General features: G+C 32.4%; 14 protein-coding genes. 4 read left to right on the forward strand and 10 right to left on the reverse strand.

Annotated features, from left to right (window positions below; translation table 11 throughout):
* Window positions 1-15: 15 nt before the first annotated feature.
* The 4 genes from GBO31_RS00545 to GBO31_RS00560 all read right to left on the reverse strand — a co-directional run bounded on the left by GBO31_RS00545 (window position 16) and on the right by GBO31_RS00560 (window position 4,368).
* Window positions 16-1,152, reverse strand: a complete 1,137-nt coding sequence (locus tag GBO31_RS00545) for an SPFH domain-containing protein (RefSeq protein WP_219006345.1) — start codon at window positions 1,150-1,152, stop codon at window positions 16-18.
* Between the two features lie 142 nt (window positions 1,153-1,294).
* Window positions 1,295-1,927 (reverse strand): collagen-like protein, encoded by a 633-nt coding sequence (locus tag GBO31_RS00550; RefSeq protein ID WP_219006346.1) that lies wholly within the window; start codon window positions 1,925-1,927, stop codon window positions 1,295-1,297.
* A 90-nt stretch (window positions 1,928-2,017) separates the two neighbouring features.
* A complete protein-coding gene (locus GBO31_RS00555) occupies window positions 2,018-2,563 on the reverse strand; it encodes a hypothetical protein (RefSeq protein ID WP_219006347.1) in 546 nt (181 codons plus the stop codon).
* Between the two features lie 116 nt (window positions 2,564-2,679).
* On the reverse strand, window positions 2,680-4,368 hold the full coding sequence (locus tag GBO31_RS00560; RefSeq protein WP_219006348.1) for an ABC transporter ATP-binding protein: 1,689 nt from the start codon (window positions 4,366-4,368) through the stop codon (window positions 2,680-2,682).
* Between the two features lie 116 nt (window positions 4,369-4,484).
* Between GBO31_RS00560 and GBO31_RS00565 the strand changes: the two genes are divergently transcribed.
* The 4 genes from GBO31_RS00565 (at window position 4,485) to GBO31_RS00580 (ending at window position 8,399) form a co-directional block, all read left to right on the forward strand.
* Window positions 4,485-5,957 carry a sensor histidine kinase gene (locus GBO31_RS00565; RefSeq protein ID WP_219006349.1) on the forward strand — a complete coding sequence of 491 codons (1,473 nt, stop codon included), beginning with the start codon at window positions 4,485-4,487 and terminating at the stop codon, window positions 5,955-5,957.
* Between the two features lie 3 nt (window positions 5,958-5,960).
* Window positions 5,961-6,176 carry a DUF4177 domain-containing protein gene (locus GBO31_RS00570; protein ID WP_246615731.1) on the forward strand — a complete coding sequence of 72 codons (216 nt, stop codon included), beginning with the start codon at window positions 5,961-5,963 and terminating at the stop codon, window positions 6,174-6,176.
* Between the two features lie 15 nt (window positions 6,177-6,191).
* Window positions 6,192-6,974, forward strand: a complete 783-nt coding sequence (locus tag GBO31_RS00575) for an enoyl-CoA hydratase/isomerase family protein (RefSeq protein ID WP_219006511.1) — start codon at window positions 6,192-6,194, stop codon at window positions 6,972-6,974.
* Between the two features lie 222 nt (window positions 6,975-7,196).
* The gene (locus GBO31_RS00580) at window positions 7,197-8,399 is read left to right on the forward strand and encodes an outer membrane beta-barrel protein (RefSeq protein WP_219006350.1); all 1,203 of its coding nucleotides are present in this window, start codon (window positions 7,197-7,199) and stop codon (window positions 8,397-8,399) included.
* A gap of 71 nt (window positions 8,400-8,470) precedes the next feature.
* Here GBO31_RS00580 and nadD read toward each other — a convergent pair whose 3' ends face one another.
* The 6 genes from nadD to GBO31_RS00610 form a co-directional block, all read right to left on the reverse strand.
* Complete coding sequence (gene nadD / locus GBO31_RS00585) at window positions 8,471-9,055, reverse strand: nicotinate (nicotinamide) nucleotide adenylyltransferase (protein ID WP_219006351.1); 585 nt, start codon at window positions 9,053-9,055, stop codon at window positions 8,471-8,473.
* 15 nt (window positions 9,056-9,070) lie between these two features.
* Window positions 9,071-9,643: a guanylate kinase gene (gene gmk / locus GBO31_RS00590; protein WP_219006352.1), complete on the reverse strand. Its 573-nt coding sequence runs from the start codon at window positions 9,641-9,643 to the stop codon at window positions 9,071-9,073.
* Window positions 9,644-9,717: 74 nt separating this feature from the next.
* Entirely contained in the window at window positions 9,718-10,578 is an 861-nt protein-coding gene (locus tag GBO31_RS00595) for a YicC/YloC family endoribonuclease (RefSeq protein ID WP_219006353.1), read from the reverse strand.
* 220 nt (window positions 10,579-10,798) lie between these two features.
* Window positions 10,799-11,863 (reverse strand): hypothetical protein, encoded by a 1,065-nt coding sequence (locus GBO31_RS00600; protein WP_219006354.1) that lies wholly within the window; start codon window positions 11,861-11,863, stop codon window positions 10,799-10,801.
* 195 nt (window positions 11,864-12,058) lie between these two features.
* Complete coding sequence (locus tag GBO31_RS00605; RefSeq protein WP_219006355.1) at window positions 12,059-12,622, reverse strand: GNAT family N-acetyltransferase; 564 nt, start codon at window positions 12,620-12,622, stop codon at window positions 12,059-12,061.
* Window positions 12,623-13,174, reverse strand: coding sequence for a CopD family protein (locus tag GBO31_RS00610; RefSeq protein WP_219006356.1), 552 nt, complete (start codon window positions 13,172-13,174; stop codon window positions 12,623-12,625).
* Window position 13,175: the final 1 nt, after the last annotated feature.

Below are 13,175 nucleotides of genomic sequence, written 5' to 3' on the forward strand. Positions count from 1 at the left end.
TATATTATAATTGGTTTATGCGCCAGGTAATGGTGGAGGAGTACTTCCGCCTAAAAATGGTTTTAATTCTTCAACATCTTTTATGGCTGCCCAGTTCGCCATTCCCTGCTTCCATACTAGAGAGTCCTTATTCACCGTTCTATTGGCAAATAATGCTTTAAGTTGGTCAAAAGATACAGGTCCCGCTTGCTGTCCATTGATGGCATAGAAATATTGTACTTGAACAGGCATTGGCGGAGGTGCTACCGGAGATGTTTGTTGAGGTTGTGCTTGTTGTTGATTTGTCATTGGATTCATTATACCTCCCATTTGTTGGGCAAGAACAAATCCCATTCCCATTCCCATTCCAGCACCTGCTGTTCCGCCTTCATTTGCAGCAGCTGCTTCAATAGCTTTAGCAGATTTGAATTTTGCTAGTTTATCTAAATCTAGTTTATCAATCCTGCTATACTCAAAAATTTCCTTTTTAAGATCCTCAGGCATGGAAACATTCTCGATATAGAATTTTTCCAAAGAAATACCTACAGAGTTAAATTCAAGTTGCATTACTTCCTTACACGTTTCAGATAATTCTGTGGTATTTGCCGCATATAATTCTATAGGAAAATTGGCTTCACCAACAGTATCAGTAAAACGTGTAGAAATTAAACTTTTAAGATGTTCATTAATTTCAAAACTGGTAAAGTTAGCGTCGGTACCAACAATATCAACAATAAATTTCCCTGGATCATTTATTTTAAAAGCATAGGTACCAAAAGCTCGTATTTCTACCAATCCAAAACGATCGTCGTTTAAAGTAATAGGGTTTTTAGTTCCCCATTTTTCATTCGTAAAAAGTCGTGTATTTACAAAATACACTTCAGCCTTAAACGGACTATTGAATCCATATTTCCAACCTTTTAAAGTAGTTAGAATAGGAAGATTTTGGGTGTTTAAAGTGTAGGTTCCTGGCTCAAATACATCTGCCAGTTGACCTTCATTCACAAATACTGCTGTCTGCCCTTCTCTTACAATAAGTTGAGCACCATTTTTTATTTCGTTTTGATAACGTTCGAATCTATGAACAATAGTGTCTTGCGTATTGTCTAACCATTCTACGATATCTATAAATTCATTACTAAGCTTTTTCTTTATTTCGTCAAAAATTCCCATCGGTAAGTTGATTTAAAATTCGTGTTCTAAAGCTACAAAATACGATGGTTGTGTAAAAATTAATTTTAATTTAATTACAAAAGGACAAACCTCAATATGATTCACATATTAAGGTTTTGAAGTACAAATAAGGGTAGACAGATTAATCCTTAATGTTATATGCTTTTTTAACTGATTCGTAATCATTATAATCGATGGATGATCTACCTACGGGAACATTTGGAGGTATGATTACGTATCTGTATCTATTTCCTCGATCAGGACTTATCTGAAATTCATTAAGATCTCCACTTAGAGCTTGTGCTCTGATAATGATATCTTCAACATTAATACTACCACTCCCAAATCCAGCTGTGAATTGAGCTCCTCTAAAGTTTAGTACAGGTAACAGATATACGTTTCCATCTCCAAAACCAGTAAAATAAACTAAAATGATATGAGTGTTTTTGATACTAAAGGCTGAAGGTAATTCTGGAGGGAAATCTATATTCATAAATTTAACTGAAGAAGAACTTCCGGTAAAATTTGAAGGGATCCAATCACTATACATAACCTCTGCGTTTCCATCTTCTCCATCCTCACCATCTTGCCCATCAGCTCCATCTTGTCCGTCAACTCCGTCTTGTCCGTCAACCCCATCTTGCCCAGCTGGTCCTTGTTCTCCTTGTGGACCTTCAGCTCCATCCATTCCATCTTCACCATCACATGAAATGCTAGTGGCGATCGTTATAAATGCTATCATAAAATAGCTTAAAAATTTTAGTGTAGTTTTCATTTCTTACGATTTAATGTTTGTGTATTAGTGTGATTTTTAAAAAGAGGTAAACATTTAGATAAAAACTATCTAAGTATTCTTAAACAAGAACTATAGGAGGATTACTTCTGTGTTTTGATCATCGATATAAATGTTCATTGATTTGGTAATAGTATTAGATGTACCGTCTAATCCTCCAAAATCTCTAACTAAAAAAGTAAATGATATGCTTACAGAATCACCATTGGTTACTAGTTTCCCTGCTAATATATTTCCGGTTGTCGGGTTCGCTTCGTTTCCGTCCCAATAAACTAGACTACTAAGAAATGTAACAGATGTAGTTTCCCAAGGTGCTAGTATTTCTGTAGAGAATTCTATGTAATCATGTGGATATAGCCGGGGAGTTCTTTCTTCACCGCCACTGTCTGCACCAGAAAAGATAAAATCATATGTGGTGTCTGTACGTAAATTTAACTGTAAGCTTGTAAAATCATCATCCTGAGTAAAAGTTCTATTAAAACCATCTCCAGAAATATTAAATGAAAAACTAGGAATCGTTGTATCTGTTTCTGGGATGTCAGTTTCACATGATATAAAAAGGATAACAACAGATGCTAGAGCTATTTTTCTGATGCTTTTAAAAATTTCTGTTTTCATCGTCTAAAGTTTTGTTGTTTAAAACTTAGTATAGATGAAAGCATTTAGGTAAACATATCCTATAGAAAATCAATTTTTAATGAATTCAGAATATTAAGAGATATGATAGTAAGAAACTAAATTCCTTTAGGAATGGCATCGATAAGCTTTTTGGTATATGCTTTTTGAGGGTTTTCATAAATAAGATCAGCGTCTCCTTTTTCTTCGATCTTTCCTTTATTCATAACCAGTAGTTGATCTGACATGTATTTCACAACCGCAAGGTCATGCGAAATAAAAATGTAAGTAAATCCAAAGTTTTCTTTTAACTCATTCAGTAAATTTAATACCTGTGCCTGTACAGAAATGTCCAAAGCGCTTACTGATTCATCACAGATAATTAATTTTGGTTGAAGCGCAATAGTTCTAGCAATTCCAATTCTCTGACGTTGTCCTCCACTAAATTCATGAGGGTATCTGTTAAAATAGGAAGGATCCAACCCTACACGTTCTAAAAGACTAATTACTTTTTCTTTTCGTTCTTTATCATCAGCATATAAATTATGAGCTTTCATGGGTTCCATAATAGCTTTGCCGATTGGCAACCTTGGATTTAACGAAGCAAATGGATCTTGAAATATCAACTGTATTTCTTTTCGGAGACTTCGTATTTGAGAAGATGAGATTTTAGTAATATCCTGACCTCGATATAAAATTTCTCCTTGATTGGCTTTGTCTAATTGTAAAATAGTATTCCCTAAAGTAGATTTACCACAACCAGATTCCCCAACAAGTCCTAAAGTTTCTCCTTCGAACAATTGGAAACTAACTTTATCAACTGCCTTGAATTCCTTTTTGCCAAATAATCCAGCTTTTGTAAAAAAAGATTTTTCTACATTTTTTACTTCAAGTAAGGGAGGTTTGCTATATATTTCTTTATGATGTTCCTTTCGATCTTCTTTACTGATCAATTGTATTTCGTCATTTTGGGCATTTAGAAAATCCGATATGGTAGGTAACTTCTTTAATCGCACATCTAATGATGGTCTGGCTGAAATCAGTGCTTTGGTATATTCTTTTTGGGGATTGGTAAATATTTCTTGAGTAGAATTGTATTCGACCATTTTTCCCTGATAAACAACTAATACATTGTCCGCTATTTCGGATACTAAAGAGAGATCATGAGAAATAAAAAGAATGCTCATTTCAAATTCCTTCTGTAACTCTTTTAATAATGCGATAATTTCTTTTTGAACTGTTACATCTAATGCTGTTGTAGGTTCATCGGCAATCAATAACTTGGGTTTGCAAGCAATAGCCATCGCTATCATAATACGTTGTTTCTGACCTCCGCTTAGTTCATGGGGATAAGAATTATAGGCTCTGGAAACATCAGGAAGTTTTACCTTTTCGAATAAAGATAATACCTCTTTTTTTGCATCTAATTTGGAAATTTTGGTATGCTGTAGTAGAATTTCAATTACCTGTTTTCCACATTTCATAGAAGGATTTAAAGAACTCATAGGTTCCTGAAAAATCATTGCGATCTCATTGCCACGAATGGAACGTAATTTTTTCTTATCAAGATCAAGTAATGCTTGATTATCGTAAAAAATTTTGCCTGAAACTTCTGCATTTTTTGAAGGAAGTAACCCCATAATTGCCAAAGAAGTAACTGATTTTCCACTTCCAGATTCACCTACTACCCCTAAAATCTCATTAGAATTTATGTCGAACGAAATGTCAAACAATACTTGTGTTTCTTTTCTTTGAGAAGAAAAAGAAACATTAAGATTTTTAACAGAGAGTAGAGGAGAAGTATCCATAGATTCAAATCTAAGTAAATTTAATTAATTCCTAGAAATAAAACAGTGATACCTCTTGACTTGGATAAAGTCCATTTTGGTGTGATATTTGCTATCTTTACGTTTCAAAGAATACTATGAAGCTTACCAAACTATCCCTTAGAACAAGGATTTTTATTTCTATGACAGTATTAGTTCTGTTGGCTTCAGTTTTGGTTGCTGCCATTACAGTTTATCAATATAAAGAAGAGGCCGAAGAATATCACCGAGAACGTTTAGAAAGAAAAGAAGAACGAATTAAAATTGCCATAGATAACGCTTTGCGCAGCACAACATATCCGGTTACAGAAGAAAATGTATTATTAATCTTTAGAGAAAAAAATAGAATTCATCAGATTTCTCAAGAGCATACTTTACCAGTAAACATTTATAGTTTATCGGGAAAATTATTGATAAAATCCGAAGAAACCTTTGTAAATGATACTGTCGATAGAATTTTGAACAACCATATTATCGATACATTAGGAAGTGGATATGAAAAGAGATATTTAGGTGTTTCTGAAAAGAATGGAGAACATTTTCTATCATCTTACACCTATATAAAAGATGATAAAGCGAAACCACTTGCAATACTTAACTTACCTTATTTAGAAGATGATAACTTTTTCTCTCGAGAATTATGGGAATCTCTGAAAAGACTTGGGCAAGTATATTTATTGATGCTTTTGATCGCAATAATTTTAGCATACTTCCTTTCAAAGTATATAACTCGTTCACTCAAGACCATTTCTGATACGATTGATCAAACTCGTTTGGACAAGAGAAATAAAAGAATTCGTATTGGCGATTCCAGTGATGAGATCTATTCACTCGTAAATGCCTATAATAGTATGATTGATGAATTGGAAGAAAGTGCTGCAATGTTAGCAAAAAGTGAACGTGAAGCAGCGTGGCGAGAGATGGCTAAGCAAGTTGCTCATGAAATTAAAAACCCGCTAACTCCGATGCGTTTAACAGTACAGAGTTTTGAACGAAAATTTAACCCACAGGATCCTAATATAGAACAAAAAGTAAAGGAGTATAGTGATACGTTAATACAACAGATTGATACAATGAGTTCTATAGCTTCTGCATTCTCTAATTTTGCGCAAATGCCTGCGCAAAAAAGTGAGACATTGAATGTTGTGAAAATTGTAGGACTTGCATTGGATATATTTAATGAAGGATATATTGTTTTTCCTTCAGAGAAGGAAGAAGAGATCATAGCAAAATTTGATAGAACACAATTAATTAGAGTAGTTACGAATCTTGTTAAAAATGCTATCCAAGCAATATCTGAGGATGAAACCCCAAAGATTATAGTGAATGTTTTTACAGAAAAAGAGGATGTAGTTATCACTGTAGCTGATAATGGTGTGGGTATTTCTGAAGAAAATAAGAAGAAAATCTTTGAACCAAAATTCACCACCAAAACCAGTGGTATGGGACTAGGACTCGGAATGGTGAAAAATATTGTGGAAACCTATAAAGGAAGTATTACCTTTACCTCACAGGAAGGAAAGGGAACTGTTTTTAAGGTAAAATTTCCAAAAATGAAGTCTGATCAATAAAAAATGAAATCTGTGAAAGAGTACAAGCTAGAATCTTTGATTTACTATTCTAAACTAACATTGGATAAGGAACATATTTTAAAAGCATCTTCAAAAGATATTCAGGAGAAATTAGATGAGTATTCTAAAGACGGCTGGAGATTGGTGTCTACGGATGTAGAAGATTTCGGTATAGGAATGTATTTCTATTTATACTTTGAAAGAGATCGCAAATACTAACAAACAATATATATAATAATGTATACTAACATTCTCACATCTCATAATGAGGGTATTACAACGATTACAATTAATCGACCATCAAAGCTAAATGCTTTAAATAAGGAAACTATACAGGAATTGCACGAAGCTTTTGACACAGCAAATAAAGATGCTAAAACTAAGGTTATTATCGTTACCGGAAGTGGAGAAAAGGCATTTGTAGCAGGAGCGGATATTAGTGAATTTGCAAATTTTTCTGTAGAGCAAGGAGGCCAATTAGCTGCTAAAGGACAAGAATTACTTTTTGATTTTGTAGCAAATCTTGGAACACCTGTAATTGCAGCGGTTAATGGATTCGCTTTAGGTGGTGGACTAGAATTAGCAATGGCTGCTCATTTTAGAATTGCAAGTGATAATGCTAAAATGGGATTACCAGAAGTATCCCTTGGTGTAATACCAGGATACGGAGGGACACAACGATTACCGCAATTAGTAGGAAAAGGAAGAGCCATGGAAATGATCATGACTGCAGGAATGATTGATGCGAATCAAGCTTTGAATTATGGTTTGGTAAATCATGTAGTGTCGCAGGAAGAATTGTTGCCACTTGCCGAAAAACTAGCGAGTAAAATAATGCGAAATTCCTCTGTAGCTATAGCATCAGCAATTAATGCAGTAAATGCAGCTTATGAAGATGGTGTAAATGGATTCAAAGCGGAAATTAAGGAGTTTGGTAATTGCTTCGGAACTTTAGATTTTAAAGAGGGAACTACCGCCTTCCTTGAAAAAAGAAAAGCTGATTTTCCAGGAAAATAAACAATATTTGTCGTGTGGCATTATTAATACGAGATTTAAGCAGAGCCATTTCGGCTCTGTTTGTTTTATAAAAGAATTGTATAAGTTTCTTTTGATAAATACTATCCTTTAAAAGTAAAAATTCATCCACAGGTAGATTAAAATAAAGAATTATGTAGTAACATTTCTACTTTATATGACACTTACATATAAATTAATACAGAAACCTTATTTAAAATAATAATGAGAAACCTTATTTTTTGTTCCATTGCACTATTATTGAATTCTATAATGTATTCACAAATCAAATTCGAGAAAGGGTATATTGTCAATAATACAAATGAAAAGATTACTTGCTGGATTAAAAACGTTGATTGGGGCAATAATCCATCGGAATTTCAATATAAATTAACTGAGAATTCTAATATTGAACAAGGTGGATTAAATCAAATTAAGGAATTTGCTGTAGGTACTACCAAGTTTGTAAGGGCGATTGTAAATATTGATAAATCCAGCACTAATTTGAATAATTTAGATGCCTTTGAAGAACCAGTATTTGAAGAACAAAAAGTATTTCTTAAGGTATTAGTTGAGGGAGAAGCTACATTATATAGTTATCAGAAATTTGGTTTGTCTAGATATTTTTATAAAACTACCAGTCTGCCAATAACACAATTGGTCTATAAAGTATATAGAGGAAAAGGCGGTGTAATTAAATATAATATGAGATTTAGATCTCAACTTTGGGAAAGTTTTAATTCTGAAAAATATAAAGCCAATTACTTTAGATCAATAGATTATAAAAGAAGAGATTTAGTTCGTTTTTTTGAAAATTATAATTCAAAGGATGGCGTAACGAATACTGAAGTTAAAAGCAAGCAAAAAAGAAAGGATATTTTTAATATTAACTTACGAGTAGGTATCAACTCATCTTCGTTTGAAATAGAGGAATTAGCTGCTCAACAAAGAAACTTTGAATTTGGTCAAAAAATAGGACCAAGAATAGGAATAGAAGCAGAGTTTATTCTTCCATTTAATAAAGAAAAATGGTCTTTACTTTTGGAACCATCTTATCAATCATACTCATCTTCTAAAACCTTTACATTTTCACCAGGAAATACGCAAACCACCGAGGTTACGTATAATTCTATAGAGTTTCCTTTGGGAGTAAGGTATTATTCCTTTTTATCTCCTTCATCAAAACTGTTTGCAAATGTATCTTATGTTTTTGCAACAGATCTTAGTTCATCAATAGATTTTGAATTGAGTGATGATATCGAAATTAATTCTAGTAATAATCTCGCATTTGGGGTTGGGTTTAAGTTTAAAAACACCTATAGTATTGAAGCAAGATATGTCTTAAAAAGAGATTTATTAAACGAACTAACCTTGTTTGATTCTGATTTTGAGACATTTTCGTTAATTCTAGGGTATAAAATTTTATAATTTGGATGTTATAAAGTATATGGCGATTTATACTTTTTCAGAACTACGAACTATAAATTAGAGTTTTTACATTACTTATAAAAATTCATTTCATCGATATATTCCCATACTTCTTTAGGAAGTAGAGGTATTATGTTTTTACCTTCAGGAATTGCTTTACGTATAAAAGTAGAGGATATTTCCATTATCGGAGCGTCAACCTTATTGATTCTTGGATGATCCTTAAATTGATGCTCAATTATACCATTAGATATTCTAGGATATACATATAGGTTATGATTCTCTAAAATGATGTCATAGTTTTTCCATTTGTGAAAACTTTTAAGATTATCTTCTCCCATAATCAGGTGGAATTCGGCATCAGGATATTTTTCTTGAAGATGTGCTAAGGTATGAACAGTATAGTTAGGTTGAGGTAGTTTAAATTCAATGTCGCTAGGACGCAGTTTAGGATAAGATTCTGTAGCTCGATATACCATTTCCAGACGATGATTGTTATCCAAAAGAGAGTTTTTCTTTTTAAATGGATTGTGAGGAGTTACTACCATCCATATTTCGTCTAAATCCGAATATTCGGCCATGTGATTAGCAATTGCTAAATGACCAATATGAATTGGGTTAAATGTGCCAAAGTATAAACCTATTTGCTTCTTCATTCGAAAGGAATTTACTTATTCTAAAATAAATTTCTTCACTAATTGTAATACTTCCTCCTTAGCTTTTTCTAAATCATCATTGGTTACGATAGCGTCAAATTGAGGCGCTGTTGCTAATTCTGTAGAAGCTTTAGCTACTCGCATATTGATTTTATCTTCAGATTCCGTTTTTCGTTTTTTTAACCGAATCTTCAACTCTTCTATGCTTGGAGGTTTTACAAATATGGCAAGCGTTCTATCTGGATAGATTCTTTTGATGTCTAATCCTCCAACAACATCGATATCAAAAATGACATGTTTCCCTTTATCCCAGATTCGTTGAACTTCTGTTTTTAGTGTACCATAAAAATTATCTCGATATACTTCTTCCCACTCTAAAAACTCATCAGCCTTAATTTTGTCTTTAAATTCTCGTAATGACAGAAAATAATAATCTTTTCCATGTATTTCGCCTCCACGTGGTTCTCTGGAAGCAGCAGATATAGAAAAATCAAGATTTAATTCTTCTTTATGAAGTAAATATTTAACTAATGTAGTTTTACCACTACCAGATGGAGCAGATAGTACGATAAGTTTTCCTTGTTTCATTTATATAAGTTTTCCCAATAGGGTAAAGGATTGTTTTTTAATACGCTAACATTTTAGAAATAGCTAATGTGTTATTATAAGATATTAAGCAATTGTTCTTTGATTTTTTCTAATTCATCTTTCATCTGTACCACCAATTGTTGCATTGGAGCATAATTGGATTTACTACCGATAGTATTAATCTCTCTTCCGATTTCTTGCGTAATGAAACCTAGTTTCTTACCATTAGAGTCTTTTGTGTTTAAAGTAGTATTAAAATATTCTAGATGATTTGCTAGTCGAACTTTTTCTTCAGTAATATCAAACTTTTCTAAATAATATACCAGCTCTTGCTCAAAACGATTTTCATCGACTTGTTCTTTTAATTCAGACACAGCTTTATGTAATCGTTCTCTAACAGATTCCATCCGTTCTGGATCAATTTTTATTACTTTTTGCAATAGATCTCCAATATTTTCGATTCTAATATTGAAATCTTTTTCTAATGCTTTTCCTTCATCATTTCGATAGCTTTCAATAGCATCTAAAGCATCGTTTAATCCTTTTGTTATAGCAACAAATTCTTTTTCATCAATTTCGGCACGTTCAGTTTTTAGGGCATCAGGCATACGAACAGCCATCTTTATGATTTCTAGTCTATCACCTGGATTATGAATGGATTCTAACTGCTTAACGTAATCCATTAAAATATCTTTATTGATTTTAGTGGAGTTTTCTTCACCAGTTACTTCAACATATAAGCTAAAATCTACTTTTCCTCTTACCAATGTTTTGGCAATGGTTTTACGCATTTCTAACTCTTTTTCTCGGTACTGAGAAGGAATCCTAGCGTTTAAATCTAGGTTTTTGCTATTCAGAGATTTTACTTCTATTGTGATTTTCTTTGTTGGAAGTTGAAGGATTGACTTCCCAAAACCTGTCATGGATTTAATCATATGCGTATATCAGTACTCGGTTAAAAAATTACACGAAGATACAAAGTAATTACGAAGTCGGAATTAAGAATGTAAAAAGATCAGGATAAATGCAATAAATCATGTTCTTTAAGGAGGTTTATGATGTTATTATTCTATAATTAAAGTTTTTGCATACTTTTCTTGTTCAGTTCTCCCGATATTATGTGCTAATCTGTAAGTCTACAAGGAAGAAAGGAATTTAATTCTTTTTTTTCTTAATAATATACACTCCTTTACTCCGATCGAAGTTCATATTACTTAAATAACTATATCGTAGAAATAATACATTAGATTTTTTTTCATAATCTATCGGTAATGCGTATTGATCTATATATCGTATCCAATTACCAAGAATACCTTTTATAGCAGATTCCTTAAACTTGAGAGTTTCTCCATCAATTGTGAGATTATAATATTCAATGGCGTCAAAGCCAAATGGCGCGGTTTCTAATTGTCCAGTTTTCCAATAGGACATAACAGAAATGTTGTCTTTTTCTCGATATTTTTGATTGTAATAACTAAGATTTTTTCGGCCTTCATCAAAATCATCGATACTCCAATCATTAGAATATTTGTTGTTTTTTATGTCTTTTAGAAGCACCAAAGGTGTGAACTTTGCTGGTAATATATCTCTATCTTTATGAACATGACCACCTCTGATATAGTGTTTTTTATTTTTTGGAGAATACAATTTGATCCAACTTCCATTTATTTTACAATATATAAGAAATCCGGATTGAGGATGAGGTAGCGACTCTCCGTAAAGTACTTCGGATGAATCCTTATAAAGTTTGGTGTACACCTGTTGCCACTTATCTAATGACAATTCCTGATTTTTATTAATTACTTCCTTGAAATATTCGGGTTCTACTATATCTTGTGTAAAATCATATACTTCGTTTTGAGTAAATAGAAAAGAAGAATATTCTGGGAACTCCATACCAGGTAGAAGCGGAGTTGAGAAAATTTCTTCTCCCTCAGCATTAATTTTTAGTACTTTATCATGATAATTGTAGACAAGAAAAAAGTTTTTTTCAGTATTATATACTATGGTTGGTAATCGATTATTGCTAAAAGACATACGTTTCATAATATAATTTTTTGATGATGTTCCTTCTTCCATGAATGGATATTCTTCAAATTCAGAACTTTTAAACAATTTTGCAGTTGTGATATTATAAAAAGTAAATGACTGCAGTAAGAAAATGATGAGTGCTACAAAGAAAACTAGCACTCCCAGAATCACAAAAACCCTAAGTTTCATCTTTTTTTTGATAAAACTAGAAATTAAATATTCTGTAGTCATCCCTGAAAATGGGGAAATTCATATTTAAATAACCGTAAATTTAAATGAGTTTTGTTGTGTAGTGATTTTACTTCTATAGTGATTTTCTTTGTTAGAAGTTGAGGTGTTATGAATTTACATTTGTGTAAGTATATAAGGTAAAGGTTATGTAGTTCAGGATGTTGAGTTTTTTGAAACGTCCTTATTCATTATAATTTTATCAATGTATCTTCCTTTTTCAAGGAAAAAATTTGGAATTCGTCCCACTTGTTGAAATCCCATTTTATGATACAAAGCAATTCCAGAAGTGTTGGAAGCATATACTTCTAGCCAGGCTATATGTACAATTGGGTTTTCTTTTGCCCAATCCAAAGTATTTTGAAGTAGTAGCGTTCCTATACCTTGATTTTGCCATTTTGTATGAACTCCCATACCAATCATTGCCGTGTGTTCCATTTTCTTTCTCCAGCTACCTGTAAGATCAATATTACCAACCATAATATTTTCGATTGATGCTACGAGAATAATACTGTTCTTTTCAGATTGATATCGTTCGATCATTTCTCTTTCCTGATCAGTATCATTAGGATATTCAAAATCGAATAATGGTATGGTCTGAGTATTTTTTAAGTATTGTAGTTTTAGTTCTCGTAATTCTTGGGCATCATCGGGCACGGCATGTCTAATGGTGATAATTTGATTGTTTTTTGACTTGTATGTCTTTGAAGTGAAACTCAATTAAGCATTCTGGTTTTTATCTCTCACTCTTTTGTAAAATTTGATTCCTAGCATTAAAAGAACAGCCAATAATAAGATTCCGATAACACCATAAATCCAATTAACCGCATCTCTTACAATAACCAAAAATATCACAGCAAAAAGAATAATAGTAGCACCTTCATTCCATAATCTCATTTGATTGGAAGTCCATTTTACGATTCCATTTTGTAGTTGATTAAAAATCTGATGACTTTTTAGGTGGTATAACCAAAGTAAAACAACGAATCCTAGTTTTACGTGCATCCAACCATTATGTAAAATTCCAGGTCGTAATAATAGTAACCAGATGGCAAAAATAGTTGCTAAAATAGCTGAAGGCCACGTAATAATGAACCAAAGACGTTTGGCCATTAATTTTAATTGACTTCCTAATATTTCTTTATCTGGAGAAGGTTTTTCGGAAGCTTCTATTTGATAAATAAATAATCTAGGGATATAAAAGAGCCCTGCAAACCAGGTGATCACAAAGATCAGGTGCAGGGCTTTTATGTAATCATAATATTCTTGCATG

This window comes from Aquimarina litoralis, from assembly GCF_019295435.1.
GTDB classification, from domain to species: domain Bacteria; phylum Bacteroidota; class Bacteroidia; order Flavobacteriales; family Flavobacteriaceae; genus Aquimarina; species Aquimarina litoralis_A.